Raw genomic sequence first — 15,867 nt, forward strand, 5'->3', positions numbered from 1 at the left:
CTCCTCACAGCCGCGCGATGGAGAGCGCGCCATCCACATGCAGCACCGACCCCGTCGCAAACGCCAGCCTGCCGCTTGCCAGCGCGCTGGCGGCCTGCGCCACGTCCTCGGGCCGGCCCCAGCGGCCCATGGGCACAAGGCCCGCAGCGATCAGGCCGTCGTACCGATCGGCAGCGCCCGCCGTCATGGCAGTGCGGACGATGCCGGGGCGCAGCTCGAACACGCCAATGCCGTGCGCCGCCAGGCGCAGCGCGAACAGGCGCGTCAGCATGCCCAGGCCGGCCTTGGACAGGCAATACTCGCCGCGCTCCACCGACGCCATCTCGCCGCTGACCGAGGACACGGTGACGATGGACCGCGCAGCGCCCGAAGGCGCAGCCAGCATGCGCTGCGCCACGGCCTGCGTGAAAAAGAAGCTGCCGCGCAGGTTGGTGGCCATCACCCGGTCGAAGTCCTCGGCGCGGATGTCCAGCAGATCGCCGCGGCGCGGCGATCCCATGCCTGCGTTGTTGACCAGGCAGGACGGCACACCGCCCCAGGCGCAGACCGCATCGAGCACACGAGCGTGGTCGTGCACGTCGGCCAGGTCGCCGCGCACATGCAGCGCACGCGCGCCGCAGGCCTGGATCTGCGCGACGCTGGCGCCGTCACTGGCACCATCGTCCTGCAGCGTGGTGATGGCCACGTCAAAGCCGTCGTGCGCCAGTTGCAGCGCAATGGCAGCGCCTATGCCCTGGCTGCCGCCCGTGACCAGGGCCACGGGGCGCCGTGCCGTCGATTGCGGATTCATGGCAGCAGCTCCTGAAGGTGGTGACGCAGGTGACTGCCCACGCGCAGGGCCTGGGCAGCCACGGTCAGCGCGGGGTTGACTGCGGCCGAGGACGGGAAGAATCCCGCATCGACCACATACAGGTTGTCCAGCTCCCAGGCCTTGCACTGCGGGTCCAGCGCCGAGGTGGCCGGATCACTCCCAAGGCGCACCGTTCCGCACTGGTGCGACACCACCTCGGTGCCGAAGCCGCGCGACAGCACCAGCGGGTAGCCGGTGCCGCGCAGTATCTGGGCGCAGCGCGCCACCCAACGCTGGTGGGCGCGCAGGTTGGTGCGGTGCCAGTGCAGGTCGATGGCTCCGTCCGCGCGCAGCGTGACGCGGCTGCTGGGGTGGGGCAGGTCCTCGCTTTGCGCGTACCAGTCCACACTGCGCTCGGCCAGCGCGCTGCGCAGCCACCTCGGGGTGCCCGGCAGGGCGGCACGCAGCATGGGCTCGCGGATCTTTCCCAGCAGTTGCAGGCTGCCCAGCGGCGGGCCGCCCGCGCCGTCGCCAAAATAGAAGTCGTGCAGCGCCAGCGTCTTGGGAAAGCGCGTGCGGTTGCGCCTGAACGGGTGCCATGCCATCAGGGCCGTGGTGTTGTGCGTCATGTAGTGGCGGCCCACCACGTCGCTGCCATTGGCCAGGCCGCGCGGATGCCGCGCAATGGCCGAGCGCAGCAGCAGGGCCGCCGAGTTGATGGCACCGGCACTGAGCACGAACAGCCCCGCCGTGATGCGGCGCGCCACGCCGCGGTCCACCACCTCGGCCGCGACGACGCGCCGCCCGCCCGCATCGGTGAGCAGGCGCTGAACGTGCACGCCGGTGTGCAGCCGCACATTGCGGCGCGCCAGCGCAGGCCGCAGCAGGCAGGTTTCGGCATCGCCCTTGGCCCCCACCATGCAGGGCACGGCGTCGCAATTGGCGCAGCGCCGGCAGTGCCCGCCCGGTCCCAGGTCGATGGCGCAGGGCATGGGAAACGGCCGCAGGCCCTGGGCACGCAAGCGCTGCTCGATGCGCGAAAGCAGCGGCTCGTGCGGCACCGGGGGATGGGCATAGGCCGTGCTGCGCGGCGGCTCCGTGGGGTCGGCGCCGCCCTGGCCGCGCACGCCGAACAGTTGCTCGGCCAGGGCATACCAGGGTTCGAGATCGGCATAGCGCAGCGGCCAGGCGGGCGAGATGCCCTCCTCATGCTCCACCGCCTCGAAATCGCGCTGCCGAAAGCGCAGCATGGCCGTGCCGTAGAACTTGGTGTGCCCGCCCACGAAATAGAACATGCCGGGCCGAAACGCCCGCCCGCTGGCGTACCAGACCTCGTCGGTCTGGTAGCGTCTTTCGGCGAAGACGGCCTCGATGTCCCAGTTCTGCGCCTCGCGCGGCAGCACCGGGCCGCGCTCCAGCACCCATACGCTCGCACCGCTGTCCGCCAGTTGCAGGGCCACGGCCGAGCCGCCCACGCCCGAGCCGATGATGAGCACATCGCAGTCCAGCCCGTTGTGCGCCATGGCGGTCATGCGATCAGCGCCTGGGTGGCGGCATCGAAGCAGACCAGCCGAGACAGGTCGATCAGCAGGCGTGCCCTGTCCCCGGCGCGCAACGGCGCATCGGGCGGCAGCCGCGCGGTGAACGCATGGCCACCGAGCTTCAGCAGGGCCAGCGTGTCCGATCCGGTGGGCTCCAGCAGTTCGACGCGGGCCTCGGCCAGGCCCTGGCCGGGGGCGGCCGGCACGCCTTCGGGCGCCAGGCCCACGGCCTCGGCACGTATGCCGGCAATGACTTCGCGGCCCGCATGGCCCTGCAGCGCGGTGGCCAGCGGCTGCGGCAGGGGCAGGGACTGGCCGCCGATATCGAGGAAGGGACCGCCCTGCCCCTCACCCACCCCCTCACCCACGCGCGCAGGCAGCAGGTTCATGCGCGGCGACCCCATGAAGCCCGCCACAAAGGTGTTGGCCGGCCGGTTGTAGACCTGCTGCGGCGTGCCCAGCTGCTGCAGCACCCCGCCTTTCATGACGGCGATGCGTGTGGCCAGGGTCATGGCCTCGATCTGGTCGTGCGTGACATAGATGATGGTGGCGCCCAGGCGCTGATGCAGCTTCTTGATCTCGGCGCGCATGTCCACGCGCAGCTGGGCATCGAGGTTGGACAGCGGCTCGTCGAACAGGTAGAGCTGCGGCTCGCGCGCCAGCGCCCGCCCTATGGCAACGCGCTGGCGCTGGCCGCCCGACAGCTGGCGCGGCTTGCGCCCCAGCAGGTGCTCTATCTGCAGCAGCCTGGACACCTCCTGCACCCGCGCAAGGCGCCGCGACTTGTCCACCTTGCGCATCTCCAGCGGAAAGCCGATGTTGCCCGCCACGGTCATGTTGGGGTACAGCGCATAGGACTGGAACACCATGGAGATGTCGCGCTCGGCCGGCGCCGCGTGGGTGATGTCGCGGCCGCCCAGCGCCAGACGGCCGCCGCTGGGCGGCTCCAGGCCCGCGATGATGTTCATCAGCGTGCTCTTGCCGCAGCCCGACGGGCCGACGAGGACCAGGAATTCGCCCTCCTGCACGGCAATGCTGATGTCCTGCAGGATGCTGGCCGCGCCGAAGCGCTTGTGGATGCGGTCGAGATCAAGGAATGCCATGGAATGCCTCACTGGAAGATGCTGGGCATCAGCCTTTGACGGCGCCGGCCATCAGCCCGCGCACGAAGAACCGGCCCGACACCAGGTAAACGGCCAGCGTCGGCAAGGCCGCGATGAACGCCCCCGCGAAGTGGACGTTGTATTCCTTGACGCCGGTGCTGCTGTTGACCAGGTTGTTCAGCGCCACGGTCAGCGGGTAGGAGCTGAAATCGCTGAACGAGGCGCCGAACAGGAACTCGTTCCAGATGCTGGTGAACTGCCATATCGCGGCCACCACGACGATGGGCAGGCTGTTGGGCAGCAGCACGCGCCACAGCAGCCCGAAGAACCCCGCGCCATCCATGCGCGCCGAGCGCACCAGCTCGGCCGGGAAGGCCGCGTAGTAGTTGCGAAAGAACAGCGTGGTGAAGCCTATGCCGTACACCGTGTTGACGAAGACCAGGCCCTTGAGGCTGCCCGCCAGGCCCAGCACCCCCAGCATCTTGGCCATGGGGATCAGCACGATCTGGAATGGAATGAAGACCGACAGCAAGATGGCGCCGAACAGCAGGTCCGCCCCCCGGAAACGGAACTGGGTCAGGATGCAGCCGTTGAGCGCGCCCAGGGCCGTGGACAGCAGCACGGATGGCACGGCCACCAGGAAGGAATTGAGGAAGAACGGCCGCAGCCCCGTGGCCTGCACGCCGATCTGCGCCGTGCTCCAGGCGCTGCGCCAGGGCGCCAGCGTCCACTGGCCGGGCAGCGCCAGCAGGTGGCCGCTTCGGATCTCGTCGAGCGGCTTGAACGAATTGGCCAGCATCACATAGACCGGCAGCAGGAAGACCGCCGCCAGCAGGACCAGCGCCGCATACAGCAGCACACGCCAGGGCTGAAGCCGCCGTGTCAAGGACCAGGGTGTGTGCAGCTCAGTCATGGCGACCTCCTGCGCTGCGCATGGCGCCCCAGAGATAGGGCAGGACGATGGCGCCCACGGCCAGCAGCATCAGCACCGAGCTGGCCGCGCCCACGGCCATCTCGTTGCGGGTGAACGAGTACTGGTACATGAACACCGAGGGCAGCCAGGTCGAGCGGCCGGGCCCGCCATTGGTCAGCGCAATCACCAGGTCATAGGACTTGATGGCCATGTGCGCCAGGATCACGAAGGCCGATACGAAAACCGGCCCCAATTGCGGCAGGATGATGCGCCAGTAGACCTGCCAGGTGCGCGCGCCATCGAGCCGCGCCGCATGGATCTGCTCGGAGTCCACCCCGCGCAGGCCCGCCAGGAACAGGGCCATGGCAAAGCCGCTGGTCTGCCACACGGCGGCGATGACCACGCAGTAGATGGCCATGTCGCCGTCCTTGATCCAGCCGAACGCAAAACCCTGCCAGCCCAGCAGGTGCATGGATTTTTCCAGGCCCACGCCGGGGTCGAGCAGCCATTTCCACGCCGTCCCCGTGACGATGAAGGACAGGGCCATGGGGTACAGGAAGATGGAGCGCAGCACGGCCTCGGCGCGGATCTTCTGGTCGATCAGGATGGCCAGTACCAGGCCCAGCGCCATGGCAATGGCGATGTAGAGGCTGGCGAACACCGCGAGGTTGTTCGCCGAGATCTTCCAGTTCTCCAGCCCCAGCAGCCGCGTGTAGGCAGCGGTGCCGGCCCATTCATGGCGCGGCAGCAGGGTCGATGCCGTGAACGACAGATAGACCGTGAACAGAATGCATCCGTACACGCACACCAGCGTGAGCAGCACGCTGGGGCTGAGCAGCAGCCTGGGGAGCCAGCCGGCCTTCATGGCAGGGCCCTCCATCAGTCGGCCAGGGCCGAGGCCAGCTCGGCCACGGCCCTGGCATCGTCGATCTGGCCGTTGAAGTGGCGCGTGACCACGTCATAGATGGCGTTCTTGGCCGATGCGGCCGTCGCATGGCCCAGCGCAATGGAGCCCAGCATGCTGCGCCGGCCATCGGCCTCGGCCACGTCGCGGATGGCCTTTTTGCCGCATTCGTCGAAGGCCGTATCCGCCACGTCCAGGCGCGCAGGCGCCGCACCCTTGACGACATTGAACGCCGACTGAAAGGCCGGCTCCATGATGGCGGCCGCCAGCTTGCGCTGAGCGGCCGCCTTGCCCGCGTCGGACAGCCTGAACATCACGAACTGGTCGGTACTGAAGGCCACCATGCCCTGGGTGCCCGGGAAGCGATAGCAGGCAAAGTCCTTGCCGGGCTGCTTGCCGGCGTTGAGGAACTCGCCCTTGGCCCAGTCGCCCATGATCTGGAAGCCCGCCTTGCCGGCGATGACCATGCCCGAGGCCACGTTCCAGTCGCGCCCCGAAAAATCCTTGTCCACCAGGCTGCGGATCTGCGCCATGCGCTGAAATACCTTGCGCGTGGTCGCCGACCGGATGGTGGCCGGATCGCGCTCGATGAAGGCCTTGCGGTAGTAGTCGGCGCCGCCCGTGGACAGGGCCACGCTGTCGAACACGATGGCCTCCTGCCAGGGCTGGCCGCCATGGGCGATGGCGATGAAGCCGGCCTGGCGCACCTTGCGCGCCGCCGCGATGAATTCGTCAAAGCTCGCCGGCTCGGCCGTCACGCCCGCCTGGGCCAGCACCTGCCGGTTGGCCCACAGCCAGTTGGTCGAATGGATGTTGACCGGCGCCGCGATCCAGCGGCCCTGGTAGCGCGAGAATTTCTGCACCTCCTGCGGCACGCTCTTGTCCCAGCCCTCGCGCGCGGCCAGGGCATCCAGGTCGGCGACCACGCCCTGACCGCCCCAGTCCAGGATGTCGAAGCCCAGCATCTGCACCGCCGTGGGCGGGTTGCCCGAGGTCACGCGGGCGCGCACCGCCGTCATGGCCGCCTCGCCGCCGCCACCGGCCACGGGCATGTCGTTCCAGCGCACGCCCTGCTTTTCCAGCCCGCTCTTGAGCAGGTTCAGCGCGGCGGCCTCGCCGCCAGCGGTCCACCAGTGCAGAACCTCGACGCTCTGCCCGGCCATGGCGGCCGGCGGTGTGGCAAGGGCCATGGCCAGCGCCATGGCAGTCAGTGGCCGCTTCATGCCGTGTCTCCTTCGTGGATGGGCAGATACCAGTGGCTGCGCGCACCCAGGTGCATGTGCAGGGTCTTGGCCTGGGTGTAGTCCTCGGCGGCACGGCGGCCCAGCTCTCGGCCCAGGCCGCTTTGGCGGTAGCCGCCGAAAGGCAGCTCGGCATGGCCTTCGAGGAAGGTGTTGACCCAGACCGTGCCGGCCTTGATGCGCCGCGCCGCCGCCAGGCAGGTGCTGAAGTCACGGCTCCAGACGGCGGCCGACAGGCCGTAGAGCGTGGCGTTGGCCAGGTCGATCGCATCGTCCAGGTCCTCGAAGACCAGCACCGCGAGCACGGGCCCGAAGACCTCCTGCCTGGCAATGGCCATGTCCGGCGTCACGCCGGCCAGCACCGTGGGCTCCACATACAGGCCCGGGCGCGCCATGCGGCCGCCGCCCAGCACCACGCGGGCGCCGGCCTGGCGCGCGGCCTCGATGTGGGTGAGGATGGCGTCCAGCTGGCGCTGCGTGGTGATGGCGCCCACCTGCACGCCCTGGTCCAGCGGATCGCCCACGCGCACCTGCAGAGCGCGCTCGGCCACGGCGGCCACGAAGCGCTCGGCGATGGCCGCCTGCACCAGCACGCGGCTGCCGCTGTTGCAGCACTGGCCGGCATTGAAGTGCATGCCCAGCACCGTGGCATCGACGGCCGCCTCGAAGTCGCAGTCGGCAAAGACGATCTGGGGGTTCTTGCCGCCCAGCTCCAGGGACAGCTTCTTGAGGGTCTGCGCCGATGCTGCGGCCACCTTCCGGCCAGTTTCCGTGGAGCCGGTGAAGGACAGCATGTCGATGTCCGGGTGCGCGGCCAGGACCTCGCCGACAGCGCCACCGCCGCCTGGCAGGATGTTGACGGCACCGGGCGGCAGGCCGGCGTTCATGAGGATCTCGCCCAGCATCAGCGTGGTGGCCGATGTTTCCTCGGCCGGCTTGACCACGGCCGTGCAGCCGGCGGCCAGCGCAAAGGGCAGCTTCTGGCTGACGATGAGCAGGGGAAAGTTCCAGGGCGTGACGATGCCGACCACGCCCAGCGGCTCGCGCAGCACCACACCCAGCGTCTGCTCGCCCAGCGTGTCATAGCTGTCGCCATGCAGGTTGCGCGCCAGCGCGGCGGCGTAGTGCCACAGGTCGGCCGCCGCGCCCACCTCGTCCAGCGACTGGGCCAGCGGCTTGCCGGTCTCCAGCGTCTCCATACGCGCCAATTCCTGCCTGCGGTCCAGCAGGCGTTCGGCCACGGCACGCAGCACGCTGGCGCGCTGCGCACCCTTCATGCGGGGCCAGGGCCCGTGGTCCGCAGCGCGGCGTGCTGCGGCAATGGCACGCGCGGCATCGGCCCGCCCGGCCCGCGCATGGATGCTGGCCACGGTGCTGTGGGCCGGGGAGCGGCGCTCCAGCGTCGCGCCGTCGGCCGCATCGGCCCAGGCGCCATCGATGAGCAGCCGGCCATGGAACGGGGGCCTGTGGATGAGGCCGGCCATGGCCCCTGCATTCACTGCAGTTGCATGGGCTGGAGGCGGGTTCGCGGCAGTCATGTTGGCGGTCTCCTTGGGTGGTTCAGGGGGCAAGGGCGGGACGGCGAATCGGCTGGTCGGCTGGTCGGCAGGTCGGCGCAGATTCAGCGGCCCAGGTAGCGCGGCACGCGCTTTTCCTTGAAGCTGAGCAGGCCTTCGGCTGCATCGGCCGTGCTCGCGGCCAGGGCTGCGGCCATGGCTTCCAGTGCGGCGGGTGCGTCTTCGCCGGCGGCGGCATTGATCAGTTGCTTGGTCAGCTGCAGTGCCACTGGCGCCTGGCCTGCCATGTCGTGGGCCAACGCAGCAGCGCGCAGGCCCAGTTCGCTGGCCGGCACCCGTTCATGCACCAGCCCGCAGGCCAGCGCCTGATCGGCGGACAGCCGCACGCCGCCCAGGGCCAGGTACTTCGCGTGGCCGGGGCCGATCAGCCGCACCAGCCGCTGCGAGCCGGACCAGCCGGGACAGGTGGCGATCGATGCCTCTGGCAGCGCGAACTGCGCCGTATCGACGGCGATGCGCACATCGCTGGTGATGGCCAGCTCCAGCCCGCCGCCGAACGCATGGCCGTTGAGCGCCGCAATCACGGGCTGGCGCAGCCGCGCCCACCGGTCGAACACCTGGTGGCCACGGCGCACCCACTGCCGCCACATGTCCAGCGGCTGCAGCGCGGCCCAGGCATGGATGTCGGCACCCGCGCAAAAGGCCCTGTCGCCACGGCCGGTCAGCACCACGGCACGGATGGCGCCATCGGCCTCGATCTCGCGCGCAATGTGCTCCAGTGCGTCGAGCATGCAGGGGGTCAGCGCGTTGAGCCGTGCGGGCCGGTCTATCGTGACCTGGGCCACGGGGCCCTGGCGCACCAGTTGAACCAGGGTCTCAGCCACGGCGGACCTCCCGGGCCTGCAGGGCCAGGCCAAAGGGCGCATCGTGGAACAGGCGCTCATCCATTCGCAGCAGGTCGGGCGCCACCTGCAGCGCCATGCCGGCCTGCTCCAGCACATCGCGCTGCAGGTCCACGCCGGGCGCGATCTCGCGCACGACCAGGCCCTGGTCTTCGAGGTCGATGACGCAGCGCTCGGTCACATAGCGCACCCGCTGCCCGCGCTGGCGCCCGACCAGGCCGCTGAAGCTGATGTGCTCGGCCGTGCCGACGAACTTGCGCGTGCCGCCCTCCTCGAGGATGTCCAGCCGCCCGTCTCCCACGCGCAGCCTGGCGCCGGCCGTGAAAAGTCCGCAGAAGACGATGCGCCGCGCATGGGCCGTGATATCCACAAAGCCGCCGCAGCCGGCCGTCAGATAGGGCCTGGCCCCCAGCCGCGAGACATTGACGCTGCCATCGCCATCCACCTGCAGGAAGGACAGCAGCGTCACATCGAAGCCCCCGCCCTGGAAATAGGTGAACTGCTGGGGCGAGGCCACGATGGCATCGGCATTGGCCGCGCAGCCAAAGGCAAAGCCCAGCAGCGGCATGCCGCCGACGGCGCCCTGCTCTATGACCCAGGTCACCTCGCCATGCAGGCCCTCCTCGAGCAGGACGCGCGGCACATTGGCCGCAATGCCAAAGCCCAGGTTGGCGGCATGCCCGTGCGCCAGCTCCATGGCGGCGCGGCGCGCAATCACCTTCTCGGGCCCCCAGGCCTGGGGCTCGAAGCCGGACAGCGGTTGCGCAACCTCCCCGCTGATGGCCGGGTCGTACACCGTCTGCGTGGTCTGCCACTGATCGGCATCGACCACCACATGGTCCACCAGATGGCAGGGGACGCGGACATCGTGCGGCCTCAGGTGGCCGGCCCTGACGATGCGCTTGACCTGGGCGATGACGATGCCGCCGTTGTTGCGTGCGGCCATCGCCTGCTCCAGCGCACCCAGCAGCGCGCCTTCGTGCTCATAGCCCAGGTTGCCGCGCTCATCGGCCGTGGTGGCGCGCAGGACGGTCACGTCGGGCGCCACAGCGGGAAAGAACAGCCAGTCGCGCCCGTCGAAATGCTGCAGGCGCACTACCGGATGGCGGCTGGCCGGCTCGTTCATCGCGCAGCCCTGCTGTGCGGGATCGACAAAGGTGCCCATGCCCGCCTGGGTCAGCACGCCCGGGCGCCGCGCAGCCGCCTCGCGGTGCATGTCGAACAGGATGCCGCTGGGGATGTTGTAGGCCTGGATCTGGTTGTCCACCACCATGCGCCAGATCGCAGGCATGGGCAGCGAGGACGGGCCGCTGGGATACGAGCCGGCCAGGACACGCGACAGCAGCCCGGGCCGGGCCAGATGGTCCATTCCCTTGATGCCGTACATATCGCCGGCCGCAATCGGGTGCAGCGTGGTCAGGTTGCGCGGAGCACCCTCGCGTTCGAAGCGCTCGCCAATGGCGGCCAGCACCTTGTCGGGGCAGCCCAGCCCGCTGGACGAGCTCACGCTGACGATGTCGCCGTCGCGCAGCAAGGCTGCAGCCTGTGCGGCGGTGATGTGCTTGCTCATGCGGCTGCCCCCCGTTCCCGTGCAAGGGGATTGGCTATGGGCACGGCCCGGCCCGTGCGGCAGGCCTGGGCCATGGCCACCGCCGCCGCCAGCGAGCGCACGCCGTCCTCGCCAGTGGCGGCAGGCAGGCCTTCGCCACGCAGCGCGGCGCAGAACGCGGCCACCCCATGCGCGTAGAGACCGTGGTGCTCCACGGCAATGGACTGCTCGCCGGCCCCATTGCGCAGCAGCACCTCACCGCCCGGCCGCTGCGTCATCACATCGCGCCCGATGAGCGAGCCCGAGGTGCCATGGATCTCGATGCCGGTTCCCGCATGCGCCACGGTGAATGCCGCATGCAGTTGCGCCAGCACGCCGTTGTCCAGCCGCAGCACGGCCATCACGCCGTCCGCCACGCCGTTGCGGGACAGCGGGCCTTGCTGCTCCAGCGCCACCGCCTCCACCGGCTCAGCCCCCAGGATGAAGCGCAGCGCATCCACGTCATGCACGCCGATGTCGAGGATCACGCCACCGGCCTCGGGCCGCTCCAGCCGCCAGCCCTGCACAGAGGGCGGCAGCTCGATGGCGTGGAAGACGCGCGCAAACAGCGGCTGGCCCACGGCGCCATCGCGCACCAGCTCGCGCATCCTGCGGTGCGTTGCCGCGTTGCGCAGGTGGTGGTTGGTGCCCAGCACCACGCCTGCGGCCCGGCATGCCCTCACCATGTCCAGCGCATGCTCCACGGTCAGCGCCAATGGCTTTTCGCACAGGACATGCTTGCCGGCCGCTGCCGCAGCAAGGACCTGGGCGTGGCGCAGTTCGTTGTCGGAGCTGACGTAGACCACCTGGACTGACGGGTCGGCCAGCAGGGCGGGCACCGAGTCGTAGGCGCGGGCAATGCCCTGCTCGGCAGCAAACTGCGCCGCGCGCTTTGCACTGCGGCTGGCGACCGCCGCCACCGTGTGCCCGCGCTGCGCGCGGATGGCACCGATCATGTGATCGGCAGCAATGGTGCTGGCCCCTATCAATCCCCAACCGACCTCGCTCATGGTCTCCTTCCTTGTATTGATAATTTCTATTGGAACGTTCTAATTGATTATTGGAACGTTCCAAAAGAAGATCAAGCACAATCGCGCCGACCCAGGGAAAACACCGAACCATGATGAACAAGCCCCCTTCCGTGCGCGCCGTGACCATCCTTGACGTGGCGGCTGCGGCCCAGGTCTCCAAATCAACGGTGTCGCTGGTGCTCAAGGGCAGCCCCCTGATTCCGGCCGAGACATCGGAGCGCGTGCGTGCAGCGGCAGCGCAGCTCGGCTACGTCTACAACCGCCGCGCCGGAGAGCTGCGGCGCCAGTCGTCCAACATGGTCGGTGTCGTGATCAACGACCTGATGAATCCCTTCTTTGCCGAGGTGCTGGCGGGGCTGGAGCGCAGGCTGGCCGATACCGGCTTCATCACGCTCATGGCCCATACCAGCGAAAGCCTGGAGCGCCAGCAAAAAGTGCTGACCGCCATGCGCGAGCACAACGCGGCCGGCATTGCGCTGTGCCCGGCGCTGGACACGCCGGCCTCGCTGGCGCAGGACCTGCAGTCATGGGGCATTCCCCTGGTGGTCATGATCCGCACGCTGGGTGAGGGAAGCTACGACTTCGCAGGCGCCGACAACGCCCATGGCGTGATGGCGGCCACGCGCCACCTGCTGGCGGCCGGGCATCGCCGCATCGGTTTTCTGGGAGGGCTGGACGGCCTGATGCTGGAGCAGCGCCTGAGCGGCTGCAGGGCCGCCTTTGCCGATGCGGGCCTGGCTTTCGATGAAGACCTGGTTTTCTCCGCCAGCCCCACGCGCACGGGAGGGCATGACGCCATGCGCAGCCTGCTGGCCGCGCAACCAGCCATCAAGGCGGCCATCTGCTACAACGATCTGGTGGCCTTTGGCGCACTGTCTGCCCTGGACGAAAACGGACTGCGCGCAGGCAAAGACTTCGCGCTCATGGGCTTCGACAACGTGTTCGATGCCGCGCATTCCCATCCCCCCCTGAGCACGGTGGACGTGCGCCCCGCCGAGCTTGGCGAACAGGCTGCCACCTTGCTGCTGGCACGCATGGCCCATCCGGGCCAGCCCCGCCAGCAGTTGTTGGCCAGGCCCAAGCTGGTGCTGCGCCAGTCAGCCTGAAGACCGCGGCTCGGTCGGAACTGGCCCGGCTCTGCAGGCTCAGCGCGGTAGCCCGTCAATCGTCTGGATCAGCAGTTGCGCCAACCTGTCGCTGGCGGCCTGGGTGCGGTGCACGCCATCCGGGTTCAGGTCTTCGTCACCCCGAAAGTCCGCATCCCAGCCGGCGTGCGGTATGCCCTGTTGCGTGGCGATGTCGTGCATCACCGCGTTCAGGGCGTCCAGGTTGTCCGTCCATTCAACGGGAAAGCGCCCCAGCGGCATGCCGGGCAGGCCCGTGAACACGGGAGTGGAGCCGCATTCCCGGCTGATGCGCACGGCCTCCAGCAGGTCGGCCCGGTACTCGTCTGGCGGGACCAGGCCGAAGCCGTCATTGGCGCCCAAGGCGATGACCGTGACGCGGCTGTTGTGCGGCACATCGGCAAACGTCAGCATGAGTTTTTGCAGCCGCAGGCCGTTGATGCACCTGTCATCCAGCGTCCACCAGGGGCGTGCCGCCTGGATGCGCTGCACCGGCGTGATGTCCACGCCGTAGCCGTTGAGAATGCTGTCGCCGTTGAGCTCGATGCTCAACGGGCAGCGATAGCCAAACAGCCGGCACAGCAGCTTTTGCAACCAATCCATATCGAACCTCCTGGGGAATGCGGGCATGGACGACACGGCATGTGTCGTTCATCCGATGATCCGCGAGGCTCCCTCGCCCGCAGGCACTCCGGGCGCCACGGCCTGGCGTGCAGTGCCCAGGCACATCATCTGAAGGGCGCCATGGCCGCTATCCCACCATCTCCCGCACCCAGTCCGGCAACTCGATGGCCTTCTGCCTGGGAAAGTCCACCCAGATCACGGTGCCGCCGCCGGCGGCGCAGATGACGCCGGGCTCGGAGATGCGTTCCATGGTTCCCCAGGTCTCGAAGGTGGTGCGGCCGGGGTCGCTGACGTACATCTTGAGCAGCACTTCGTCGGGATAGGCCAGCTGCTGGTGGAAGTTGCAGAACGCATTGACGATGACCGGCCCCTGCCCGCCCGGCGCAGGCGCCATGCCCGCTTCAACCATCCAGTCGATGCGGGCAGTCTCCAGATAGCGAAAGTACATGGCGTTGTTGACATGGCCCATGGCGTCCATGTCGCCCCAGCGCACTTTGAATCGCATCTCGTGAACGCATTTTTTATATTCTGGAATCTCTATGCGCATGCCTGCAGTCTCCTTGTTGTAGCGCCACCGCAAGGCACCATGCCCCGCAGCCCCCGGTCACTGTGCAGCAGGGCGGATTCCCGCGCTGTCACCTATCAGCAACGACGGGGTCCACGCACGTCATAGAATCCACCGCATTGCGGCATTTGCGCTGCAGCCGAACGAACGTTCGGTCTGCCGAACATCCTGTTTTTTCAATATCCAAGCGAGACACCCCGATGACGAACGAAGAAATCCTGGCCCAGTACGGGCCGCGCGAAGCCATGGAATACGACGTGGTGGTGGTTGGCGGCGGCCCCGGCGGCCTGGCCACGGCCATCCGCCTCAAGCAGCTGGCGGCCGAAAAAGGCCAGGATGTCTCCGTCGTCGTGCTGGAAAAGGGCTCGGAGCCCGGTGCCCACATCCTCTCGGGCGCGATCATGGACCCGCGTGCGCTGACCGAGCTGATCCCTGACTGGAAGGAAAAGGGCGCACCCCTGACCCAGCCCGTCACCGATGACGCCATGGTCTTCCTGGGCGAGAAATCCGCCCTGCGCACGCCCAACTTCCTGCTGCCGGCCTGCTTCCAGAACCATGGCAACTACATCGTTCGCCTGGGCTACGTGGTCAAGTGGCTGGGCGAGCAGGCCGAGGCACTGGGCGTTGAAATCTTCCCGGGCTTTGCTGCCGCCGAGGTGCTCTACAACGAGGACGGCTCGGTCAAGGGCGTGGCCACCGGCAACATGGGCATCGGCAAGGACGGCGAGCCCACGGGCGAGTTCCAGCTGGGCATGGAGCTGCACGCAAAGTACACGATCTTTGCCGAAGGCTCCCGCGGCCACCTGGGCAAGCAGATCATTGCCAAGTACCAGCTGGACGCCGGCAAGGACCCGCAAAGCTACGGCCTGGGCATCAAGGAGCTGTGGGAAATCGACCCTGCACGCCACAAGCCCGGCTTCGTGATGCACACGGCCGGCTGGCCCATGGACAGCAAGACCTACGGCGGCGCCTTCCTCTACCACCTGGACGACAACAAGGTCACGCTGGGCTTCATCACGGGCCTGGACTATGCCAACCCCTACCTGAGCCCCTTCGAGGAATTCCAGCGCTGGAAGACCCATCCCAACATCCGCTATTACCTGGAAGGCGACGAGTCCAAGGGCATCAAGCCGGCCAAGCGCCTGGGCTACGGCGCGCGCGCCATCACGGCCGGCGGCCTGCTGTCCCTGCCCAAGTTCGTGTTCCCGGGCGGCGCGCTCGTGGGCTGCGACGCAGGTTTCCTGAACGTCAGCCGCATCAAGGGCAGCCATGCCGCCATCAAGACCGGCATGCTGGCCGCCGAGGCCGCCTATGACGCCATCGTCGCGGGCCGCCAGGGCGACGAGCTGGGCGCCTATGTAGAGGCCTTCGAGAACAGCTGGCTGTACGAAGAGCTGAACAAGTCGCGCAACTTCAAGGCCTGGTTCAAGAAGGGCCTGACCACGGCCACGCTGATGAACGGCATCGAGCAGTTCGTGCTCAAGGGCAACATCCCCTGGACGCTGCACCGCGACAAGCCCGACCACGCCTACCTGAAGCCTGCGGCCGAGTGCAAGCCCATCGACTATCCCAAGCCCGATGGCAAGCTGACCTTCGACCGACTGTCCAGCGTCTTCATCAGCAACACCAACCACGCCGAAGACCAGCCCGCCCACCTGACACTCAAGGACGCCTCGGTGCCCGTGGCCATCAACCTGGCCAAGTACGCAGGCCCCGAGCAGCGCTACTGCCCGGCCGGCGTCTATGAGTTCGTGGACGACACGGCCCAGGGCGGCAAGCGCTTGCAGATCAACGCCCAGAACTGCGTGCACTGCAAGACCTGCGACATCAAGGACCCCACGCAGAACATCGTCTGGGTCACGCCCGAAGGCGGCGGCGGGCCAAACTACGCGGGCATGTGATCCGCACGCCACACCGGCCCTCCTCTGAAGCCTGCCCAAGCCTGCTTGTGCAGGCTTTTTCTTTGAGCGCCGTCAAAGCCATGCAGGCCCAGAAAGCATAGAAGGCCATCCGAAAGGCGCTTG

At 68.3% G+C, this 15,867-nt stretch carries 14 protein-coding genes; 2 read left to right on the forward strand and 12 right to left on the reverse strand.

What is annotated here, in order from left to right; all coding sequences use genetic code 11:
• Nucleotides 1-4: 4 nt before the first annotated feature.
• The 10 genes from BO996_RS19570 to BO996_RS19615 form a co-directional block, all read right to left on the reverse strand.
• The gene (locus BO996_RS19570; protein WP_046239201.1) at nucleotides 5-790 is read right to left on the reverse strand and encodes a 3-ketoacyl-ACP reductase; all 786 of its coding nucleotides are present in this window, start codon (nucleotides 788-790) and stop codon (nucleotides 5-7) included.
• On the reverse strand, nucleotides 787-2,322 hold the full coding sequence (locus tag BO996_RS19575) for a GMC family oxidoreductase (protein WP_071956172.1): 1,536 nt from the start codon (nucleotides 2,320-2,322) through the stop codon (nucleotides 787-789). Before BO996_RS19575 ends, BO996_RS19570 begins: the two co-directional genes overlap by 4 nt.
• Nucleotides 2,319-3,434: an ABC transporter ATP-binding protein gene (locus BO996_RS19580; protein WP_071956173.1), complete on the reverse strand. Its 1,116-nt coding sequence runs from the start codon at nucleotides 3,432-3,434 to the stop codon at nucleotides 2,319-2,321. The genes BO996_RS19575 and BO996_RS19580 overlap by 4 nt, the downstream gene beginning before the upstream one ends.
• Before the next feature lie 28 nt (nucleotides 3,435-3,462).
• A complete protein-coding gene (locus BO996_RS19585) occupies nucleotides 3,463-4,347 on the reverse strand; it encodes a carbohydrate ABC transporter permease (RefSeq protein WP_071956174.1) in 885 nt (294 codons plus the stop codon).
• Nucleotides 4,340-5,212 (reverse strand): carbohydrate ABC transporter permease, encoded by an 873-nt coding sequence (locus BO996_RS19590; RefSeq protein ID WP_016446303.1) that lies wholly within the window; start codon nucleotides 5,210-5,212, stop codon nucleotides 4,340-4,342. The genes BO996_RS19585 and BO996_RS19590 overlap by 8 nt, the downstream gene beginning before the upstream one ends.
• 14 nt (nucleotides 5,213-5,226) lie before the next feature.
• On the reverse strand, nucleotides 5,227-6,474 hold the full coding sequence (locus tag BO996_RS19595) for an ABC transporter substrate-binding protein (RefSeq protein ID WP_071956175.1): 1,248 nt from the start codon (nucleotides 6,472-6,474) through the stop codon (nucleotides 5,227-5,229).
• Entirely contained in the window at nucleotides 6,471-8,030 is a 1,560-nt protein-coding gene (locus tag BO996_RS19600) for an aldehyde dehydrogenase family protein (protein ID WP_071956176.1), read from the reverse strand. Before BO996_RS19600 ends, BO996_RS19595 begins: the two co-directional genes overlap by 4 nt.
• Nucleotides 8,031-8,113: 83 nt before the next feature.
• The gene (locus tag BO996_RS19605) at nucleotides 8,114-8,893 is read right to left on the reverse strand and encodes an enoyl-CoA hydratase/isomerase family protein (protein ID WP_016446306.1); all 780 of its coding nucleotides are present in this window, start codon (nucleotides 8,891-8,893) and stop codon (nucleotides 8,114-8,116) included.
• Nucleotides 8,886-10,481 (reverse strand): acyl CoA:acetate/3-ketoacid CoA transferase, encoded by a 1,596-nt coding sequence (locus tag BO996_RS19610; RefSeq protein WP_071956177.1) that lies wholly within the window; start codon nucleotides 10,479-10,481, stop codon nucleotides 8,886-8,888. Before BO996_RS19610 ends, BO996_RS19605 begins: the two co-directional genes overlap by 8 nt.
• The gene (locus BO996_RS19615; protein WP_071956178.1) at nucleotides 10,478-11,509 is read right to left on the reverse strand and encodes a Gfo/Idh/MocA family protein; all 1,032 of its coding nucleotides are present in this window, start codon (nucleotides 11,507-11,509) and stop codon (nucleotides 10,478-10,480) included. The genes BO996_RS19610 and BO996_RS19615 overlap by 4 nt, the downstream gene beginning before the upstream one ends.
• Before the next feature lie 110 nt (nucleotides 11,510-11,619).
• Here BO996_RS19615 and BO996_RS19620 point away from each other — a divergent pair, with 110 nt between their 5' ends.
• Nucleotides 11,620-12,636 carry a LacI family DNA-binding transcriptional regulator gene (locus BO996_RS19620; protein WP_071956179.1) on the forward strand — a complete coding sequence of 339 codons (1,017 nt, stop codon included), beginning with the start codon at nucleotides 11,620-11,622 and terminating at the stop codon, nucleotides 12,634-12,636.
• A gap of 39 nt (nucleotides 12,637-12,675) precedes the next feature.
• Here the strand turns inward: BO996_RS19620 and BO996_RS19625 are convergent, their stop codons facing one another.
• On the reverse strand, nucleotides 12,676-13,257 hold the full coding sequence (locus BO996_RS19625; protein ID WP_013801954.1) for a GDSL-type esterase/lipase family protein: 582 nt from the start codon (nucleotides 13,255-13,257) through the stop codon (nucleotides 12,676-12,678).
• 148 nt (nucleotides 13,258-13,405) lie between these two features.
• Nucleotides 13,406-13,825 carry an acyl-CoA thioesterase gene (locus BO996_RS19630; protein WP_071956180.1) on the reverse strand — a complete coding sequence of 140 codons (420 nt, stop codon included), beginning with the start codon at nucleotides 13,823-13,825 and terminating at the stop codon, nucleotides 13,406-13,408.
• Between the two features lie 218 nt (nucleotides 13,826-14,043).
• Here BO996_RS19630 and BO996_RS19635 point away from each other — a divergent pair, with 218 nt between their 5' ends.
• Nucleotides 14,044-15,744, forward strand: coding sequence for an electron transfer flavoprotein-ubiquinone oxidoreductase (locus BO996_RS19635; RefSeq protein ID WP_034394846.1), 1,701 nt, complete (start codon nucleotides 14,044-14,046; stop codon nucleotides 15,742-15,744).
• Nucleotides 15,745-15,867: the final 123 nt, after the last annotated feature.

This window comes from Delftia sp. HK171 (assembly GCF_001886655.1).
Lineage (GTDB): Bacteria > Pseudomonadota > Gammaproteobacteria > Burkholderiales > Burkholderiaceae_C > Comamonas > Comamonas acidovorans.

Excerpts from the sequence above, each read along its gene's own strand:
- BO996_RS19615 (WP_071956178.1), bottom strand. The coding sequence starts at position 11,509 with ATGAGCGAGGTCGGTTGGGGATTGATAGGGGCCAGCACCATTGCTGCC.
- BO996_RS19585 (WP_071956174.1), bottom strand. The coding sequence starts at position 4,347 with ATGACTGAGCTGCACACACCCTGGTCCTTGACACGGCGGCTTCAGCCC.
- BO996_RS19570 (WP_046239201.1), bottom strand. The coding sequence starts at position 790 with ATGAATCCGCAATCGACGGCACGGCGCCCCGTGGCCCTGGTCACGGGC.
- BO996_RS19610 (WP_071956177.1), bottom strand. The coding sequence starts at position 10,481 with ATGAGCAAGCACATCACCGCCGCACAGGCTGCAGCCTTGCTGCGCGAC.
- BO996_RS19620 (WP_071956179.1), top strand. The coding sequence starts at position 11,620 with ATGATGAACAAGCCCCCTTCCGTGCGCGCCGTGACCATCCTTGACGTG.
- BO996_RS19595 (WP_071956175.1), bottom strand. The coding sequence starts at position 6,474 with ATGAAGCGGCCACTGACTGCCATGGCGCTGGCCATGGCCCTTGCCACA.
- BO996_RS19630 (WP_071956180.1), bottom strand. The coding sequence starts at position 13,825 with ATGCGCATAGAGATTCCAGAATATAAAAAATGCGTTCACGAGATGCGA.
- BO996_RS19635 (WP_034394846.1), top strand. The coding sequence starts at position 14,044 with ATGACGAACGAAGAAATCCTGGCCCAGTACGGGCCGCGCGAAGCCATG.
- BO996_RS19600 (WP_071956176.1), bottom strand. The coding sequence starts at position 8,030 with ATGACTGCCGCGAACCCGCCTCCAGCCCATGCAACTGCAGTGAATGCA.
- BO996_RS19580 (WP_071956173.1), bottom strand. The coding sequence starts at position 3,434 with ATGGCATTCCTTGATCTCGACCGCATCCACAAGCGCTTCGGCGCGGCC.
- BO996_RS19590 (WP_016446303.1), bottom strand. The coding sequence starts at position 5,212 with ATGAAGGCCGGCTGGCTCCCCAGGCTGCTGCTCAGCCCCAGCGTGCTG.
- BO996_RS19625 (WP_013801954.1), bottom strand. The coding sequence starts at position 13,257 with ATGGATTGGTTGCAAAAGCTGCTGTGCCGGCTGTTTGGCTATCGCTGC.
- BO996_RS19575 (WP_071956172.1), bottom strand. The coding sequence starts at position 2,322 with ATGACCGCCATGGCGCACAACGGGCTGGACTGCGATGTGCTCATCATC.